The following is a 19,763-nucleotide window of genomic DNA, read 5'->3' as shown; positions in this document are numbered from 1 at the left end:
CTTTTCTCATATCCACCCTTTTTCTTCCGCAATCGTAATCGCCTCGATCCGATTTTTTGCATCCAATTTCGTTAAAACATCGGAAATATAATTTCGAACAGTTCCAGATGAAAGATATAGTATTTTGGCGATTTCATTTGTCGTCTTTCCTTCTTTGGCTAATAGAAGAACTTCTTTTTCCCGATCTGTTAACGGATTTTGTTCTTGCCAAAGTCCAAACATAAGCTCCGGAGAAATTTCTCGTTTTCCGTTCATAACATTACGAATTGCCGCTGCAAGATCTTCACTCGGACTATCTTTTAATAAATATCCATGAACATTTGCTTTCATTGCACGCTCGAAGTAGCCAGGACGAGCAAATGTTGTTAAAATCATAACTCTGCACAGTGATTGTTGTTTCCGTAATGTTTCAGCAACATCCAGCCCGCTCTGAATCGGCATTTCAATGTCCATAATACTAATATCCGGCTGTAATGTTTCAATTAGCTTTAAGGCCTCTTCTCCATTCTCCGCTTGTCCAACAACTTCAATATCATCCTCTAAATCCAGCAAAGCTCCTAACGCTCCGCGAAGCATACGCTGATCTTCGGCAATGATGATTCGAATCATGCACGCGCACCCTCTTTCCCTGTTCTTATGACAATTGGAACATGTATTGTTAACATCGTTCCATTATGAACATCATTTAATTTAAGCATTCCATCAATAAGGGCCAATCGCTCCCTCATGCCAAGAATACCATTCCCATCATGATTCTTTTGTAATCCAACACCATTATCCTTTACTTGTACAGCCAATTTCCCTTGTACTTCAAGTAGAGTAATTACGCACTCCGTTGCCTTACTATGCTTAACAACATTTGTCACCGCTTCACGTATACACATTCCTAAAATGTTTTGTTCTAGCGGTGATAATACATTCGTACTTGTCTCCTGCTGCACTTCTAACGATATGCTAGCAGCTTGAAGAATCACCTTCACTTGCTCTAGCTCTTCTTCTACAGTAATCATCCGCATATCAGAAATTAATTCTCTCAGTTGTTTTAACGCTGTTCTTGATGTTTGCGTGATCTCCTTTGCCTCCAGACAAGCACGCTCTGGATTTTTCACAATAAGCTTCTCAACAAGCTGGCCTTTTAATGTAATAAGCGATAACGTATGTCCTAACGTATCGTGCAAATCTCTTGCAATGCGCTGCCGTTCTTCTCGTTTTACTAGATCACGAATTTGTTCATTCGCTTCACTTAACTGTGTTCTTAATATCTTTTTCTGATTAAAATTCCGCATGCCAAATGGTGTAACAATCATTAAAATAAACATTGGGATCATAGTTATAGCAGACGTGTTTGTAAACTCGCTGATGTTCACCAACATAAAAGAACCAATCATTACAATAAAAAAGAAAAACAACAATCGAAATTGTTTCTTTGTCGGTGTAAACCCCATTGCATTTGCTGTAAAAAATCCAAAGAAAATCATAGATGGGTGATAAAACGTACCAAATAAGAAAGTAATTACAAATTGAATACAAGCCCATATAACAAAGTTCTTTGGCACAAAATAAAGCTGGCGGTATGCAATAACAAAAAGTACAAGCATCCCGCCTCCTAATATCAACTTCCAACCTGATTGCCCCATCAAGTAGTAAAGAGGGTACAACAAATATACGAGCCATATATAAGGGAAGACTCCCATATGTCTTGGAAAGATTTCAAACTGCTTCTTTTCGATCATGTTATACCGCTTCCTGTCTTTTTCTTATATATATTGATAGTACAACAAAAGCGATAAAATAACCTCCCAAAATCGCCGCATTTTCCCAACCGATTGTCTTACCAGCAACAATGTCCCAAGCTCCGCTTCCGAAATGATATGTCGGTGTCCATTCCCCAATACTTCTTAACGTCTTTGGAAATATTTCAATCGGCATCCACAAGCCTCCTAGAATCGCTAAACACATATTTAATATATTTGCTAGTCCGGTAGCCGCATCCGCTTTCTTAATCGCACCGATAATCGTTCCAAGTGCTAAAAATGGTGTAACACCAACCAATAGCCATAATCCAGCGCCAATCCACTGTCCAATTGTTAACTGTACATCATTAATGACTATACCCGCGATGAAAATAACGATGATTGAAAAAGCATTTACAACCGTTTGAGCAATAATTTTAGCTGTTAAATATACTCCTTCTGGCAGTGGTGTAATTTGTAAAAGCTGTGTCCACCCTTGCCCTTTTTCTTGTGAAAGACGAACACCGAAACTAAAGAGTGCTGTTCCTACAATACTAAAAGTAGCCATTGAAATTAAATAATGCGCTTTCCATGCATCTCCGTTTCGCGGCACTGACACAACATTTGTAAAAATATAATAAAATATAACTGGCATTAATAAAGAGAAAAAGATAAATAATTTATTGCGAAACGTACGTAATATTTCTATCTTACATTGCATCCAAAACGCTCTCATGCGATTTCCTCCTTCTGATTAGCGACAAATTGTTCAAAAGCTTCATCTAAGCTGCCCCGATCAACAGCAATATCCATAACAGGCAAGTTTTTATGAAAAATTTCTCGAAGCGTAGCATCCGTATCATCTGTTGTCAGCACCACACGTTTTTCATGCCACTGGACACTTGTAACATGAGATAGGCTGCGAAGCATATTCGTCGGCAATTCCTCTTTCACATAAAATGAAATTGTTTTTTGAGAAATTGTTGCTTTCATTTCATCTGGCGTTCCATCAGCAATGATTTTTCCATTACCAAATAATAAAATTCGATCTGCTAACGCATCTGCTTCTTCTAAATAGTGCGTTGTTAAAATTATTGTTTTTCCTTCACCTGCTAATTTTCGAATTGTATCCCAAAAGCTTTTTCTAGATGTAATATCCATCCCTACTGTTGGTTCATCCAAGAAAAGTAAATCGGGATTTCCCGCAAGTGCAAGTGCAAAATTTAAACGTCTTTTTTGACCGCCAGATAGCTTTTCACACCTTTGCTTTCTTTCTGATTCTAAATTGGATAACTTAAGTAATGTCTCTTTTGCAATTGGATTCGTATAATAACTACGAAACAAGTCAATTGCTTCTTCTACTGACACGCTATCAATGACGCTCACTTCTTGCAGCATTGCTCCTAGGCGATTGCGAACATCTCGGTGTTTTGGGCTCTTACCGAAGATAGAAACTTTTCCTTCTGAAGGATCCCTTAATCCAAGCATCATCGAAATTGTTGTCGTTTTCCCCGCTCCGTTCGGTCCAAGTAATGCAACAATCTCTCCTTTCGCTACTGTAAATGAAACGTTATTTACTGCCTTTTTATGTTTAAATGTTTTTGAAACACCATTTACTTCAATTACTTGTTTCATTCCTCCACCTCCGTCGTTCTTATATTTATATTGTATAAATTGGAAGGGATGGAAAACAGTATGAGACGTCATGACATGAATATGACAAATGTCAGAAAATCTTGAAATGGGTGACTTCCCACGTTGGTAGCAGGACAAAAATAAACATGATACAATCATATAAGATGTACATTCGAGGAAGGACAGTGGTTTTCATGATTATTCGCAATGAACAAGATTTAGAAAGCTTACGAAAAATCGGCCGCATCGTTGCGCTTGCTCGCGAGGAAATGAAAAAACAAGCGCAACCAGGCATGACAACAAAAGAGCTTGATTTAATCGGTAAGAAAGTATTAGATGAGCACGGTGCTATTTCTGCACCTGAAAAAGAATATAATTTTCCAGGGACAACTTGCATTAGCGTCAATGAAGAAGTTGCACACGGCATCCCAGGAGACCGCGTTCTAAAAGAAGGCGACTTAGTAAACGTCGACGTATCTGCAGCACTTGATGGTTACTACGCAGATACAGGTATTTCATTTGTTCTTGGACAAGACGAAGCAAAAGAAAAGCTTTGCGCTGCTGCTGAGAGTGCATTTTGGGCAGCTATGAAAAAAATAAGAGCTGGTGCAAAACAAAACCAAATTGGTCGTGCAGTTAACAATGATGCTCGTAAAAATGGCTATAAAGTCATTGAAAACTTAACGGGACACGGCATTGGCCTTAGCTTACACGAAGCACCAAACCATATTTTAAACTATTTCGATCCAATGGATAGCACTCTCTTAAAAGACGGCCTTGTCTTAGCAGTAGAACCATTCGTATCAATGGGAGCAGATCATATTATCGAACGTGGCGACGATGGCTGGACATTTGTCACACCAGATAAAAGCCTTGTTGCTCAGTGTGAACATACAATCGTTGTAACTCGCAGTGAACCGATTATTTTAACAGCGCTATAAGCAAAAAATACAGGAATTATAGTAATCTAACCCCTGTCATAAAAAACGAAATCAGCGCGTCCCAGTACTCAATTTGGACGCGCTGATTTCATTTTAAAAAGCTTTCAGTTTTCAGCATAGAAAAAACCCTTTAGGGCTCATTCTTTTCTTCACCTGTCCATGAAGTTTTTTGAATGATTTCCTAAAGGGGCTATCAATAATACTCTAAATCTTTTTATTGTTTCATTCGTTGACGAGCGAATAACATTCCACCTAAAACGAACAATACCATACCGCCAACAATCGAAAACATCTCCGCTGGTGTTCCTCCTGTTTTAGGAAGTAATATTGTCGTCTTGTCGTTTTCTTTATTAGGTGGAGCTTTTGTATCGCCATTTGTGTTTGGATCTTTCGGATCTACTTTTGGACCCTTGGATGGATCTTTGGGATCTTCATCTGTCCATGCCGGAATCTTTGTATTCGTAATGTCATAACCATTCACTTCTGATTTATATCCTGCTACTTCTTGTTCTTTTATTTCGTACTTATATGCTTTGCCGTCTGCATCGTACGCCTGTAAATTATCAAACGTGTACTTCCAATTGGTTAACGCTGTTACGTCCTGTGTTTGAATCACTGTACCATTTTGTAGTAAATCTACTTTAATTGTATTCGGACGAGCTACCGCGTTGTCGTCTTTCCATGTTTTTGTTCCTTCTACTTTTGTTTGACCAACTTTTGTATTCGTAATGTCATAGCCTTTTACTTCTGATTTATATCCTGCTACTTCTTGTTCTTTTACTTCGTACTTATATACTTTGCCGTCTGCATCGTACGCTTGGAGATTATCAAACGTGTACCTCCAATTGGTTGCTTCTGTTACGTCCTTCGTGTCAACTACTTGACCGTTTTGTAGTAAGTCGACTTTGATTGTACTTGGACGTTCTTTCGCATTATCGTCTTTCCACGTCTTCGTTCCTTCTACTTTTGTTTGACCAACTTTTGTATTCGTAATGTCATAGCCTTTTACTTCTGATTTATATCCTGCTACTTCTTGTTCTTTTACTTCGTACTTATATGCTTTGCCGTCTGCATCGTACGCTTGGAGATTATCAAACGTGTACCTCCAATTGGTTGCTTCTGTTACGTCCTTCGTGTCAACTACTTGACCGTTTTGTAGTAAGTCGACTTTGATTGTACTTGGACGTTCTTTCGCATTATCGTCTTTCCACGTCTTCGTTCCTTCTACTTTTGTTTGACCAACTTTTGTATTCGTAATGTCATAGCCTTTTACTTCTGATTTATATCCTGCTACTTCTTGTTCTTTTACTTCGTACTTATATGCTTTGCCGTCTGCATCGTACGCCTGTAAATTATCAAACGTGTACTTCCAATTGGTTGCTTCTGTTACGTCCTTCGTGTCAACTACTTGACCGTTTTGTAGTAAGTCGACTTTGATTGTATTCGGACGAGCTGCCGCGTTGTCGTCTTTCCATGTTTTTGTTCCTTCTACTTTCGTTTGACCAACCTTTGTATTCGTAATGTCATAACCTTTTACTTCTGATTTATATCCTGCTACTTCTTGTTCTTTTACTTCGTACTTATATACTTTGCCGTCTGCATCGTACGCTTGGAGATTATCAAACGTGTACCTCCAATTGGTTGCTTCTGTTACGTCCTTCGTGTCAACTACTTGACCGTTTTGTAGTAAGTCGACTTTGATTGTACTTGGACGTTCTTTCGCATTATCGTCTTTCCACGTCTTCGTTCCTTCTACTTTTGTTTGACCAACTTTTGTATTCGTAATGTCATAGCCTTTTACTTCTGATTTATATCCTGCTACTTCTTGTTCTTTTACTTCGTACTTATATACTTTGCCGTCTGCATCGTACGCTTGGAGATTATCAAACGTGTACCTCCAATTGGTTGCTTCTGTTACGTCCTTCGTGTCAACTACTTGACCGTTTTGTAGTAAGTCGACTTTGATTATACTTGGACGTTCTTTCGCATTATCGTCTTTCCACGTCTTCGTTCCTTCTACTTTTGTTTGACCAACTTTTGTATTCGTAATGTCATAGCCTTTTACTTCTGATTTATATCCTGCTACTTCTTGTTCTTTTACTTCGTACTTATATACTTTGCCGTCTGCATCGTACGCTTGGAGATTATCAAACGTGTACCTCCAATTGGTTGCTTCTGTTACGTCCTTCGTGTCAACTACTTGACCGTTTTGTAGTAAGTCGACTTTGATTGTACTTGGACGTTCTTTCGCATTATCGTCTTTCCACGTCTTCGTTCCTTCTACTTTTGTTTGACCAACTTTTGTATTCGTAATGTCATAGCCTTTTACTTCTGATTTATATCCTGCTACTTCTTGTTCTTTTACTTCGTACTTATATGCTTTGCCGTCTGCATCGTACGCCTGTAAATTATCAAACGTGTACTTCCAATTGGTTGCTTCTGTTACGTCCTTCGTGTCAACTACTTGACCGTTTTGTAGTAAGTCGACTTTGATTGTACTTGGACGTTCTGATGCGTTGTTATCGTTCCAAGTCTTTGTTCCTGTAACAGATGTAGTCTTCACTTTATTTGAAATTGATAGTTTAATTCCATCTTTAGTATCTGCTTTCACTTCAAACTCTATTTTTTTCTGAGAATCGAAATCAATATATTTTGGAGCCGAAACCTCTTGCACATAATATTTACCTGGTGGTAAATCCTTAATTTCGATTATGCCTTTTTCATCTGTTTTATATCCATCTCCAAGTTGTTCACCTGACTCTTTATACAACTTAAATGAGACATTCGGTATTACTTTTTCTTCATCTCCTTCAAGATGCTTAACAATCCTTAACGTTCCTTTAGGAGGTAAATCACCTTGAGCACCACCGCCAGATGTTATATTATTGACTTCGGAACTACCCGACTCAGAAACCGGTTGTTTGTATAGAACTTGATAATTAATCTTATAATCATTCTTAAAAAACTCTTGGCTCTTTCCGCTTTCCGTTATAGCAGTTGTATAATAAATCTCAAATAAGGTAGCATGTGCTTTATCCCTATAAATCCCAACTTTAAATGAGGTAGGACTAGTAACCTCAATCCTTCCATAACCTTTAGCTTCAAATTCTTGCAGTGATAAGGCTGTACGGCCGATGCTACTATTCTCAATAGTTATCCTGAAACTATCTTTATTAAGTGTTTGACCTTCTTGTAAACTATCAGACACAAAAATATCACTACCTAAATATTCTTTGTTTAGGTTTATATTCAAGAACCAACGCACTTCATCAGTGTTATTTGTTTGAATATCACCAGTTTTGTAGAAAAATGGACCAGAGCCTGTACCACCACTGGTTGGACCAGCAATCGTTACAGTTTGCTTATTTAAAGTTGTACCTAAATTTGTTTCAACATCTTTCTTTTGGTCCGTCCCTACATTAGTAGCTTGAATCGTAAAATTAAAATACCCTTTAATATTGTGAAATTTCTCCACCATATCATTAAATGTACATACCACATTACTTGCACTTACTTGACAAGTACCAAAATTATTACCTTGTCCATCATTTAATGAAATCGTTGCGTTATACCCTTGTAATTCCGGAGGCAGTGTTAATGTTAGTGTGTCTCCAGCCTTCATCTTATTTCCAGATTTATCACTAAAAGTTACATTTAGTTTAGTCTGTTCTCCATATTTTAGATTTGTTTTATCAATCGTAAAACTATCTACAAATCCTGTTGTACTTAACTCTTGTGCATTAGCTATTATAGGCAGTAAACTCTGACCTATAGTAAACATAAAAATCATTATAATTGAAAAAATCGAAGTTGCTCTTTTTAAATGCATGTGTTCCCTCCTGTAAATTCTAAATATAGATACAGTCCGATACAAACAAACTATAACAATGGTTCTATTATTCAATGTCATTGGGATGCTTTACTTAATTCTCAATAAATATTATCCCTCTTTTTCAGTCCTTCCATCGATTAGATAAAGTAACACTTCCATCCACGGGGGTCTGATCCATCTAGTTTTCTCGATGTATGTAGGCCTCAACTATTCTGTTCTATATTGTTTAACAAGAATAGATAAGGATACCGATGAATATATGGGAATGATTTCATATCACAAATACAAAGGTAGTAGATAAACAACCATGATAAAACACGTGACAGTTATTCGTCTTATTATGCTGTTAGGAGTGCGAAGCTACTTCAACCGAATCTGATACGGATCTCCTAAAAAGGCAATAAGTAATGTTTATAATTGAATGCAGCATAACCGCTAAAGGACGTTATAGCTGTAAAATGTACTGGAATATTTGTATTCTAAAGGATAATTTTGAGGATACGCTTTTTGTTACCGTGAATCAGGGTAGAATTAATCCTTCATTACAAAATCACCCTACACACCAAAACAAACAAGGAAAAACTAACGAAGATTTTCCTACTTTTACGTTATTACTATGACAAATATCTTTAGAATAAAAAACCCTTTAGGTTTCATTCTTTTCTTCACCTATCCATGAAGTTTCTTGAATGATTCCCTAAAGGGGCCATCTATAATACTCCAAAGCTTTTTATTGTTTCATTTGTTGACGAGCGAATAACATTCCCCCTAAAACGAACAATATCATACCTCCAACAATTGAAATCATCTCCGCTGGTGTTCCTCCCGTTTTAGGAAGTAATACTGTCGTCTTATCGTTTTCTTTATTGGATGGAACTTTTGTATCGCTATTTGTGTTCGGATCTTTCGGATCTATGTTTGGACCCTTGGATGGATCTTTGGGGTCTTCATCTGTCCATTCCCGAATCTTTGTATTTGTAATGTCATAACCTTTTACTTCTGTTTTGTAGCCATCTACTGGCTGCTCTTTTACTTCATACTTATATGCTTTGCCGTCTACATCATATGCTGCTAAATCTTTGAATTCATACTTCCAGCCTTTTTCAGCTGTTACTTCTTGTGTTGCGATTACTGTGCCGTTTTGTAGTAAGTCTACTTTGATCATTTTCGGACGATCTTTTGCATTATCGTCTTTCCATGTCTTCGTTCCTTCTACTTTTGTTTCGCCTACTTTTGTATTTGTAATGTCATAACCTCTTACTTCTGTTTTGTAGCCATCTACTGGCTGCTCTTTCACTGTATACTTGTACGCTACTCCATTTGCATCGTATGCTTGTAGTTTTTCAAATGTGTACTTCCAATCTGTTGCCGCTGTTACTTCTTTTGTATCTACTACTTTATTGTTTTGTAGTAAGTCGACTTTGATCATTGCTGGACGATCTTTTGCATTATCGTCTTTCCATGTCTTCGTTCCTTCTACTTTTGTTTCGCCTACTTTTGTATTCGTGATGTCATAACCATTCACTTTGGATTCATATCCTGCCACCGGTTGTTCTTTCACTTCATACTTATAGGCTTTTCCATTTGCATCATAAGCTGCTAAATCTGCAAATGTATACTTCCAATCATTTGCTGCTGTCACATATTGCGTAAGTAGGAACGTATCATTTTGGTATAAGTCTACCTTAACTGAGCTTGGACGATCTGTCGCGTTACCGTCATTCCACGTTTTCGTTCCTTCTACGTTTACTTCTCCTACTTTTGTATTCGTGATGTTAAAACCATCTACTTTGGATTCATATCCTGGTACTGGTTTTTCTTTCACTTCATACTTATATGCTACTCCATTCACATCATAAGCTTGCAGATTATCAAACTTGTACATCCAATTTGTTGCTTCACTTACTTCTTTCGTGTCAATCACTTGACCGTTTTGTAGCAAGTCGACTTTGATGGCTTTATGCTCTTCCTCTGTGCCACCTTTCCACGTCTTCGTTCCTGCAACGGATGTCTTTCCTACTTTTGTATTCGTAATGTCATAACCATTCACTTTTGATTCATATCCTGCCACCGGTTGTTCTTTCACTTCATACTTATATTCTTTACCATCTGTATCGTAGGCTGCTAAATTTTCAAATTCATATTTCCAACCCGTTGCTTCACTTACCTCTTTCGTGTCAACCACTTTTTCATTTTGATATAAGTCGACTTTGATGGCTTTCGGGCGATTTTGATTGTCGTCTTTCCACGTCTTCATCCCTGTAATGGATGTAGTTTTCACTCTATTCGAAATCGGTAATTTAATGCCATTTACAGTATCTGATTTTACTTCAAACTCTACTTTTGCCTGCGGATCAAAATCAATATAATTTGGAGCTGAAACTTCTTGCACATAATATTTTCCTGGTGTTAAATCCTTGATTTCGATAATACCTTTTTCATCTGTTGTATATTGACCTCCAACTTTTTCGCCTGAATCTTTATACAAATTAAATGAAACATTCGGTATTACCTTTTCTTCACTTCCTTCAAGGTGCTTAACAATTTTTAGTGTTCCTTTTGAAGGTACATCTCCGCTAGCTCCACCACCAGCTGACATATTTTCGACTGGATAAGTACCCGAGTCAGAAACTGGCTGTTTGTCTGCTACTTGGTAATCAATTTGATAATCATTCTTAAAGAAATCTTGTTTCTTTCCAGCTTCTGTTATAGTAGATGTATAACCAATCGAAAATGAGTTACCATTCGCTTTATCTTTCGGAATTACAACCTTAAATGAGGTATCACCAGTAAACGTAATCGTCCCATAATTATCTTGAAAATCTTGGAATGATATACTTTTCCGATCAATTCCATCATCAACGATTATATAGAAACTATCTTTATTAAGCTTTTGGCCTTCTTGTAAATTATCAGTCACAGTAATATCATTCTTTAATTTTTCTCTGTTTAAGTTTATATTCAAAAACCAACGCACTTCATTATCATTACCTGAGTTCATATCACCAGTTTTATAAAAAAAAGGTCTCTCTCCAGGATCTGTACCACCACCACTAGTTGGACCGGTAATTGTTATAGCTTGCTTAGCTACAGTTGTACCAAAATTTGTTTCAATCTCTTTCTTTTGGTCCGTTCCTACATTATCAGCTTGCACTCTAAAGTTTAAATACCCTTTAATATTTTGATATTCACTCACTTTATCATTAAATGTACATACCACAGTACCATTAGTGACTGTACAAGTACCATAATCATTTAAATTAAAAGTTGTATTTAATCCTGTTAATTCTGGAGGCAGCGTTAATGTTAGTGTGTCTCCGGACTTCAGCCTAAATCCATTTTTTTCACTGAAGTTTATAGTTACTTTCGTCTGTTCCCCGCTCTGTAGATTTTGCTTAATCGTAAAACTATCCACAAATCCTGCTGTATTTAACTCTTGTGCATTTACTATTATGGGCATTAAACTCTGACCTATAGTAAACATAAAAATCATTATAATTGAAAAAATTGAAGTGATTCTTTTTAAATACACGCTTTATGTTACCCCCTCTTAATTGCAATATAGGTAATTTCGGGGTGAAGAGGCTATAACAAAAATTCTATTACTCAATGTCATTGAGCTATTTTATTTATATATGTTGAATAGCCATTATAATCTTCGTCTCTTTCCTCACCCCTTCTATTAATTCGAAACTCAAAATGTTACTTCTATATAAACTCATCTAATTTTTCCTAATATATCTAAACAGTTAAATTATTGATTTGTACTATTTAACAAGAACAAATTTTAAAAGGATCTATGGTAACCATTCGCCTTTTTATGTAAGAGTATTCTGTGGTAGAGATTGCAAAACTTCTTCATATCCATTGCAAAATGCTAAGTACGTAAAAACTCTAATGTGGGCAATATGGACGAGCCATTTCGCAATAAATATGCATCTAGCCACCTTACTTAATGATTCTCCAGATGAAGAACAAGAAGTACGGCGTATGACACAAGTCGAAAAAAAGCAGCTTTGAAGCGTGCTAGTATACTCATATTCTAAAGAATGTCATTGAAGATAAGTTTTCTGTGACCATGAATCGAAGTGAAATCAGTCATATGCTAAATTTAGAGATACAAAACTGACCTACACGCCGAAACAAACTGGTAAGAAAAACAAGAAGTATTTTAACCTCAGCGCTATATGATTAAAAACGCTCCGGACGAAGTTTTTATCATTCATCTATACGGATAAATAATCATATTCTCCAAATCTGAATACAGTACAAACTTGAGGTAGTAAAAAAGCGTAATTGCCAACCAAATTTATATGCATGATGCAGAAATACATCAGTCAGTATTTTCATTTTTGGAGTATATAAATGTGTATTACAAAAAAGGTCTTCGCCTACTGGTTTTTATGTCGAAGAATGAAAGTGAAATTATATACAATAATTTTTCTAAAGAGGAATAAAATCCAAGAATCGAGATATTGACATATCTTAATGATCAATGGTAATATCGAAATTGAAAGATTTATATCCTTTCATTACCCTTATCAAATTATGAAAAATTAAATTGTACCGCACGTACTATATAAATTCATTTTGATTTATCAACATATAATTCGTTATTATGCAGAATAAAACATGAGTTGCATTCGCGCTTTCTACCTTTATTCTCACCCTTACATGTAGCAAGAAAAAGTATTGACCACCTTTTATGCATGATTAACTACCCTCGCTTACCTAAACAGAAAGAGGGTTCTTATGTCATTTTTAAAATTTTATATTTGAGACACATAATTCCCTAGTTAATTGATTAGGTTAAACGTGTTCAAAGTTACTTGCTAATCGTTTAGACACTTGGTTAGATGAAGTATTATTTTAAATATGTGAAACATAATTTATAACAATCAGGTCATTCCTCCCCCTAAACAGAAATTATTTCTCAAGCCTATTATTCTAAAGTAATTACAAAAAAGCAATATTTTCTATTTTTTACGTCAATAATATTACACATTTTTGACACATATATATTTAGAACAAAAAACCGAAAACGATTTCTTAGGGATAATTTCCCAAAATCAAACTGTATATGCGATATTTCTTCATGACCTTCCAAATTTCTTATTTTTAATATCTGATCAGTCTATAGACTGATCAGATATTTTTATATCACTTCTAAATAAAATAGATATATTCTTCATTACATCTTTTCTGGTGCAGATACTCCAACTAATGCTAATGCATTTTGAAGTGTAATGCGTACCGCACGCATTAAATCGTAACGAGCTTTGCTTAATTCTAAGTTATCTTGGTTTAATACTTTTTCTGCATTATAGAAGCTATGAAGTGCTGCTGCTAAATCAAATGCATAGCTTGTAATGCGGTGCGGCAGGCGTTTTTGTGCTGCTTCTGCAACTGCTGCTGGGAATTCACCCAATTTCTTCAATAAGTCTACTTCTTTCTCTGAAGCAACTAATTTGTAGTTCACATCGCCGCCTGCAGCTAATCCAAGTTCTTCACCTTGGCGAAGAATACTGCATACGCGTGCATGTGCGTATTGAGCATAGTATACAGGGTTTTCATTTGATTTTGATACCGCTAAGTCCATATCAAAGTCTAAATGAGAGTCACCGCTGCGCATTGCAAAGAAGTAACGCATTGCATCCACGCCCACTTCTTCCATAAGCTCACGAAGTGTAACAGCTTTACCTGTACGTTTACTCATTTTTACTTTTTCACCGTTTTGGTACAGTTGTACCATTTGAATGATTTCTACTTCTAATGTATCTTTATCGTATCCAAGCGCTTGAATTGCTGCTTTCATACGAGGAATGTAACCGTGGTGGTCAGCGCCCCAAATGTTAATTAATTTATCAAAACCGCGCTCTAATTTATCACGGTGATATGCAATATCTGGCGTTAAGTATGTGTAAGACCCATCGTTTTTAATTAATACGCGGTTTTTATCATCACCATAAGTTGTAGAACGGAACCATGTTGCGCCCTCTTCTTCAAACACTTCACCACGCTCTTTTAATACTGCAAGAGCTTCATCAATTTTACCGTTTTTATATAATGATGTTTCAGAATACCAAACATCAAAATTTACACGGAAGCTTCCTAAGTCCTTTTGAAGCTTTTCTAGTTCATATTTTAAACCGTACTGACGATAGAACTCATAGCTTTCTTCTGCGTCTGCTTGCACGTAACGATCGCCGAATTCTTCTGCAAGACGCTTACCAATTCCGATAATATCAGCACCATGGTACCCGTCTTCTGGCATTTCTTTTTCTAAACCTAACGCTTGCATGTAACGAGCTTCAACAGAAAGCGCTAAGTTATGAATTTGATTACCTGCATCGTTAATATAATATTCACGCGATACATCGTAACCTGCTTTTGCTAATACGTTACATAGCGTATCACCAACTGCCGCGCCGCGTGCATGACCTAAGTGAAGGTCACCTGTTGGATTTGCAGAGACGAATTCAACTTGTACTTTTTCACTTTTACCTGTGTTTGTTTCACCATAAGCTTCGCCGGCTGTAATAATTGCAGGGATTAAATCTGTTAAATAACTGTTATCCATGTAGAAGTTAATGAAACCAGGACCAGCAATTTCGATTTTTTCAATAGAAGCTTTTGCTTTATCAAAGTTTGCAATTAATTCTTCTGCAATCATACGAGGTGCTTTTTTCGCTACACGTGCAAGTTGCATCGCCGTGTTTGTAGAGAAATCACCGTATGTTTTATCTTTTGGCGTTTCTAATATAACGTTTGTAATTTGTTCTTCTGTCGCTAATTCTGCTTTTACTACAGCCGCCTTAATTTCCTCTTTAATGAGTTCTTTTACTTGTTCTAAAGAGTTCATTATTGTGCCTCCTTAAGATTAATGGTAATTGTATATCGGCCTGCTTCTTGTTCACTTAGAAGCAATGCATACGTTAGAAAGAGTTGTCCCTTTTTCTTTTCTTCCGACCATTTAAAAAGGACGTTATCTGTTTTCGTTTGCAATGCAAACGTTCCAAGCTCACTTGTATACGTTCCTGTTGTCCACTCACCTTTTTTATGAGTTTGGCGCATCGAAACAGCACCGGAACGCATAATGAGAACTTGATCATCTTGGATTTTAATAATTGTCTTCACTTCGCCTTGTTCGTTCGGCTCTTGAAACGTTACATATGTACTTTGACCTTTTACATAGTATAGACCATTTATATCAAAAGCAATAGTTTCCTTTCGCACTCCCTCACGAATTTCTGTTACAAAGTGAACTTGTACTGGTAAGCCTGCAAGTTGTTGCTTCTCCACGTCTTGCACACCTTTCAAAATGTTATAGATATAGCATTTGTCTAGCTCCAGTGTCTAGAATATTTGGCATTCTTCTTCACCTATTCCAGACAAGCTACTGAAGTTTTCCTAAAAATAAAACACTCTTTCTATCATATCAAAAAACAGTGGTGTCTGTCTGCTGAAAGCTGTATTTCCAAAAACAATTTATACAATTTGCTTTCTAAATTGGCAGAAAAAAGAAAATCCCCACTCATAATCACGATATAACGATTATCCATGTGAAAAATAGAAAACCAAGTTCTTTGCAAACTCAGTTTTCCACTATTTCTTCAATTTTTCTAGCACATTTGTTGGCACTTCATTCTCCCGCAATTCAGCCCATCCTTGACCTTGGCTTCCTTTTGCATAGATTTTCAAATATTCTCCATGGCGCAATTCACGATTTATCATTTTTTTCACAACTTGCTTATTTCCTTCTCTATCATAAGCAGTAAAAGCATACAAATACGAATCTCCTTTTTTTTCACCTTGATTTGAGATAGCATAACATGCCTTTACTTCCTTGTTTGAAAAAAAGTTATCTACAAAGGCTTGCAAACCTTCTGTTTTTGATTGTAAATAAAAGGCTCCTGCCCCGCATAAAATAGCAACTACCACTACAACTTTCAATATTGTACGCATAAAGCTTTTCACCTCTTACGTAATAATTCCTTATTATTATCTTCAGTATAAAATCTATATAAGATAGTCACTATCGATTTTCCTTACACTTTCCTTACATCATTGTAAGAAAAGGTACTGAATATATGTTCCGATGAAAAAGCGAAGGCTATTTCGAATTCATTCGAAATAGCCTTCGCTTTTATTTTATCTAGCTACGCCTCCTAGGCCCTCGCGTCTAAGAACCTTCCCCGCCAAAAAGTAAAAAGCACTTTTTGCGAGAAAGAACCTTAGCCACCAGGCCTAAACAGTCGGCTTCGCTTTTATTTCTGCACCCATCCAAGTAACATTTCGCGCACAAATTTACTTGCTGCGATTGGTGTTTGATCACTGTGATCATATATAGGAGCTACTTCTACTAAGTCTGCTCCAACTACGTTTATATTTGAATTTGCAATTGCAACAATGGAATCTAATAGTTCTTTTGATGTAATACCACCAGCTTCTAACGTTCCTGTACCAGGAGCATGAGCTGGGTCTAATACGTCAATGTCAATTGTGACATAGACTGGGCGTCCTGCAAGTGTTGGCAATACTTTCTTTAATGGTTCTAATACATCAAATTTGTATAAGTTCATACCAACTTCTTTTACCCACTCGAATTCTTCTTTCATACCAGAACGAATCCCGAAAGAATATACGTTTTCTGGGCCAATTAAATCGCACACTTTACGAATTGGTGTAGAGTGAGATAAAGGCTCACCTTCATAAGATTCACGTAAATCTGTATGAGCATCCATATGGATGATCGCTAAATCTGGATATTTTTTGGCCATTGCCTTAAAAATTGGCCAAGACACTAAGTGCTCACCACCAAGACCTAGCGGAAACTTACCCGCATCTAATAGTTTTGTTACATATTCTTCGATCATGTCTAAGCTACGCTGTGCATTACCGAAAGGAAGCGGAATATCACCCGCATCAAAATATTTAACTTCCTCTAGTTCACGATCTAAATATGGACTATATTCTTCTAATCCAATTGATACTTCACGAATACGTGCTGGGCCAAAACGAGAGCCAGGACGATAACTTACTGTCCAATCCATTGGCATCCCGTAAATAACTACTTCAGCATCTTCAAAACTTGGATGACTTTTAATAAATACTTTACCTGAATAAGCTTCATCAAAACGCATATTCTTTTCCTCCTATCTGGAACTTAAGGTATCCCAACCTTTCATTTTGTCTCAAATTTGGAGCTATTGGCTCCTCTTTATCGATTTACCACGTCCTTCCCTGCGCGAAGGACGAAACTCCTTCTGCGGGAAAGACCCTTAGCCAGCAGGCCTAAACAGTCGGCTCCGCTTTTCTTACTGTCTAGCTCCAGCGGCTAGAATGCTTGGTGGCTTCGCGCCTTCCTCCGAGGCAAAAAAACGCCTCTCTGTCAGGAGCTCCATCCCCCTTCCATTCTGAGCAAGCCGCTTCCGCTTTTCTTACTTAATCAAATCCCCAACGAATTTCGGTAATGCAAATGCTGCTTTATGAAGTTCTTTTGTGTAATACTTCGTCTCGATTTCGTGGAAACGCTCTTCACTTACTTCTAACGGATCATACTTCTTAGATCCGATTGTGAATGTCCAAAGTCCACTTGGGTATGTTGGAATGTTAGCTGTGTATAGACGCGTAATCGGGAAGATTTCTTTTACGTCTTTAAACACGTTTGAGATTAATTCCGGTGTAAACCAAGGGTTGTCCGTTTGCGCTACGAAAATACCGTCTTCTTTTAACGCTTTAGAGATTCCAGCATAGAATCCTTTTGTAAATAAGTTTACAGCTGGACCTACTGGCTCTGTAGAATCAACCATAATTACATCATACTCATTTTCACTTTCAGCGATATGCATAAAGCCATCGCCTACTTTTACATCTACGCGTGGGTTTTCTAATTCACCAGCAATTTCTGGTAAGTACTTTTTAGAGTATTCGATTACTTTTCCATCAATCTCAACAAGTGTCGCTTTTTTCACGCTTGGGTGTTTTAATACTTCACGAATAACACCGCCATCACCGCCACCAACAACTAAAACGTTTTCAGGGTTTGGATGTGTAAATAATGGTACGTGCGCTACCATTTCGTGATATACGAACTCATCCTTTTGCGTTGTCATAACCATGCCATCTAAAATAAGCATGTTACCGAATTCTTCTGTTTCAACCATATCAAGCTTTTGAAATTCTGTTTGCTCCGTATGTAAAGTGCGGTTAATACGCGCTGTAATTCCAAAATGCTTTGTTTGTTTTTCCGTGAACCATAGTTCCATTGTGCGATCACGCCTTTCATTGCAATTTATAATGTGGATACACCATTAATGTCCCCTAACAAAAATAAAACAAAACATATAAAATGTATAGTTAAAAATATAAAAATACCGTAAATATATTTGAAACAAATTGTTTTTGTTCGTATATTTAGTCAATTATGTATAAAACAGTCAGAAAACCCTTTCCTAGGAAAGGGTTTTGCTATCATTTTTTACATTTTCACGAACTGGTATACAAATCATTACACAGCCAACTAGCGCCACAATTCCTCCTACTAAAAACGGACTTTGTGGTGAAATCACGTGACCAAGAATTCCAGATAGAATTGGTGCAATCGCTCCGCCTAACCAACGAACAAAGTTATATACACCAGACGTGATAGATCTTTCATAAGGTGAAATATCCATTACATAACTTGTAAATAATGCATTATTAAGACCAGACGCTAATCCTGATAAAACGATAAGTACAATTTGTAACCACATTACATGTACGAAGAATAATAAAATTAAAAAGCCAGCAAATACGAGTAAACTATAACGCAATAACATTTTCGGCTCATATTTCTCTTCTAATCGATGCGCAAGTTTAGCAGAACCATACGCTAACGCAAGACCCCATCCGCAAAAGACGAATCCAAGCTGAATAGCAGATAAATGTAAAATAAGCGGTGAATACGCCAAAACAACAAAGAAAGCATAGTAATATAACATCCCAGAAATGGCACCTTGTATGAAAGGTTTATATTTCACTAAGTTAATTAATTCTTTCAATCCAGCTGATTGACGCTTCACTTTGCGCTCTGGTTCTTTTACAAAAAAGAAAACGAGAATAAATGCTAAAGCAATTAAAACACTTGTCGCAAAAAACGGATAACGCCAAGAATACCCACCTAATAAACCACCTAACAACGGACCTCCCGCCATACCTAAACCAATCGCGGCCTCATACAACCCAACCGCTTCATGCACCTCTTTGCTCAGCGCAATTAATAATGTCATCGCCGTTGCAAAAAACATTGCATTTCCTAAACCCCAGCCAGCACGAAAAATAGATAACTGTGCAATGGTTTGTGATAACCCGCAAATACATGCAAATACTGTTACAATCGCAAGACCGATTGTCATCATACGCTTATCACCAAACCGTGCCGCAAGAAGACCAGCTGGCAGCATCATAATGGCCATCGTTAAAATATAAGCTGTAAATAACATTTCTACTTGCCAATGTGTTGCCCCAATCTTCTCTGCAATGATTGGCAAAATCGGATCGACTACTCCAATGCCTGAAAAGGCAAGAAACGTAGCGACAACTGTAATAAGCCTTCCAAATCGTTGTTTACTCTCCATATGA

13 protein-coding genes are annotated in these 19,763 nt (G+C 36.9%); 1 reads left to right on the top strand and 12 read right to left on the bottom strand.

The window, feature by feature from the left end; all coding sequences use genetic code 11:
- Positions 1-6: 6 nt before the first annotated feature.
- From AB1280_RS18670 to AB1280_RS18655, 4 genes are read right to left on the bottom strand one after another with little or no spacing between them, the layout of a single operon-like run.
- Complete coding sequence (locus AB1280_RS18670; RefSeq protein ID WP_429756628.1) at positions 7-609, bottom strand: response regulator transcription factor; 603 nt, start codon at positions 607-609, stop codon at positions 7-9.
- Entirely contained in the window at positions 606-1,733 is a 1,128-nt protein-coding gene (locus tag AB1280_RS18665) for a sensor histidine kinase (RefSeq protein WP_429756627.1), read from the bottom strand. The genes AB1280_RS18670 and AB1280_RS18665 overlap by 4 nt, the downstream gene beginning before the upstream one ends.
- Before the next feature lies 1 nt (position 1,734).
- On the bottom strand, positions 1,735-2,469 hold the full coding sequence (locus tag AB1280_RS18660) for an ABC transporter permease (protein ID WP_429756626.1): 735 nt from the start codon (positions 2,467-2,469) through the stop codon (positions 1,735-1,737).
- Positions 2,466-3,368, bottom strand: coding sequence for an ABC transporter ATP-binding protein (locus AB1280_RS18655; protein WP_429756625.1), 903 nt, complete (start codon positions 3,366-3,368; stop codon positions 2,466-2,468). Before AB1280_RS18655 ends, AB1280_RS18660 begins: the two co-directional genes overlap by 4 nt.
- A gap of 146 nt (positions 3,369-3,514) precedes the next feature.
- On the opposite strand from AB1280_RS18655, the gene map reads away from it, so the two are divergent.
- On the top strand, positions 3,515-4,309 hold the full coding sequence (map, locus tag AB1280_RS18650) for a type I methionyl aminopeptidase (protein WP_272189916.1): 795 nt from the start codon (positions 3,515-3,517) through the stop codon (positions 4,307-4,309).
- A 214-nt stretch (positions 4,310-4,523) separates the two neighbouring features.
- Here map and AB1280_RS18645 read toward each other — a convergent pair whose 3' ends face one another.
- The 8 genes from AB1280_RS18645 to AB1280_RS18610 form a co-directional block, all read right to left on the bottom strand.
- Entirely contained in the window at positions 4,524-8,138 is a 3,615-nt protein-coding gene (locus AB1280_RS18645) for a Cna B-type domain-containing protein (protein ID WP_429756624.1), read from the bottom strand.
- Positions 8,139-8,871: 733 nt separating this feature from the next.
- Positions 8,872-11,601, bottom strand: a complete 2,730-nt coding sequence (locus tag AB1280_RS18640; protein WP_429756623.1) for a Cna B-type domain-containing protein — start codon at positions 11,599-11,601, stop codon at positions 8,872-8,874.
- A 1,731-nt stretch (positions 11,602-13,332) separates the two neighbouring features.
- Entirely contained in the window at positions 13,333-15,003 is a 1,671-nt protein-coding gene (gene argS, locus AB1280_RS18635; RefSeq protein ID WP_429756622.1) for an arginine--tRNA ligase, read from the bottom strand.
- Positions 15,003-15,461 (bottom strand): DUF1934 domain-containing protein, encoded by a 459-nt coding sequence (locus AB1280_RS18630; RefSeq protein ID WP_272190395.1) that lies wholly within the window; start codon positions 15,459-15,461, stop codon positions 15,003-15,005. The genes argS and AB1280_RS18630 overlap by 1 nt, the downstream gene beginning before the upstream one ends.
- Positions 15,462-15,746: 285 nt before the next feature.
- Positions 15,747-16,106, bottom strand: coding sequence for a YxeA family protein (locus tag AB1280_RS18625; protein WP_429756621.1), 360 nt, complete (start codon positions 16,104-16,106; stop codon positions 15,747-15,749).
- A gap of 302 nt (positions 16,107-16,408) precedes the next feature.
- Positions 16,409-17,284: an agmatinase gene (gene speB / locus AB1280_RS18620; RefSeq protein ID WP_272190399.1), complete on the bottom strand. Its 876-nt coding sequence runs from the start codon at positions 17,282-17,284 to the stop codon at positions 16,409-16,411.
- Positions 17,285-17,581: 297 nt separating this feature from the next.
- Positions 17,582-18,409, bottom strand: a complete 828-nt coding sequence (speE, locus tag AB1280_RS18615; protein WP_272190400.1) for a polyamine aminopropyltransferase — start codon at positions 18,407-18,409, stop codon at positions 17,582-17,584.
- 186 nt (positions 18,410-18,595) lie between these two features.
- On the bottom strand, positions 18,596-19,759 hold the full coding sequence (locus tag AB1280_RS18610; protein ID WP_272190401.1) for an MFS transporter: 1,164 nt from the start codon (positions 19,757-19,759) through the stop codon (positions 18,596-18,598).
- Between the last annotated feature and the right edge of the window lie 4 nt (positions 19,760-19,763).

Source organism: Bacillus sp. S10(2024) (assembly GCF_050473865.1).
Taxonomy (GTDB): domain Bacteria; phylum Bacillota; class Bacilli; order Bacillales; family Bacillaceae_G; genus Bacillus_A.
The sequence above is the reverse complement of the archived record's forward strand: the minus strand, read 5'-3'. Positions and strand labels throughout refer to the sequence as shown.

Bases quoted from the DNA above. Each gene is read 5' to 3' on its own strand.
- AB1280_RS18670 (WP_429756628.1), bottom strand. From the start codon at position 609: ATGATTCGAATCATCATTGCCGAAGATCAGCGTATGCTTCGCGGAGCG.
- AB1280_RS18665 (WP_429756627.1), bottom strand. From the start codon at position 1,733: ATGATCGAAAAGAAGCAGTTTGAAATCTTTCCAAGACATATGGGAGTC.
- AB1280_RS18660 (WP_429756626.1), bottom strand. From the start codon at position 2,469: ATGAGAGCGTTTTGGATGCAATGTAAGATAGAAATATTACGTACGTTT.
- AB1280_RS18655 (WP_429756625.1), bottom strand. From the start codon at position 3,368: ATGAAACAAGTAATTGAAGTAAATGGTGTTTCAAAAACATTTAAACAT.
- map (WP_272189916.1), top strand. From the start codon at position 3,515: ATGATACAATCATATAAGATGTACATTCGAGGAAGGACAGTGGTTTTC.
- AB1280_RS18645 (WP_429756624.1), bottom strand. From the start codon at position 8,138: ATGCATTTAAAAAGAGCAACTTCGATTTTTTCAATTATAATGATTTTT.
- AB1280_RS18640 (WP_429756623.1), bottom strand. From the start codon at position 11,601: ATGCCCATAATAGTAAATGCACAAGAGTTAAATACAGCAGGATTTGTG.
- argS (WP_429756622.1), bottom strand. From the start codon at position 15,003: ATGAACTCTTTAGAACAAGTAAAAGAACTCATTAAAGAGGAAATTAAG.
- AB1280_RS18625 (WP_429756621.1), bottom strand. From the start codon at position 16,106: ATGCGTACAATATTGAAAGTTGTAGTGGTAGTTGCTATTTTATGCGGG.
- speB (WP_272190399.1), bottom strand. From the start codon at position 17,284: ATGCGTTTTGATGAAGCTTATTCAGGTAAAGTATTTATTAAAAGTCAT.
- speE (WP_272190400.1), bottom strand. From the start codon at position 18,409: ATGGAACTATGGTTCACGGAAAAACAAACAAAGCATTTTGGAATTACA.
- AB1280_RS18610 (WP_272190401.1), bottom strand. From the start codon at position 19,759: ATGGAGAGTAAACAACGATTTGGAAGGCTTATTACAGTTGTCGCTACG.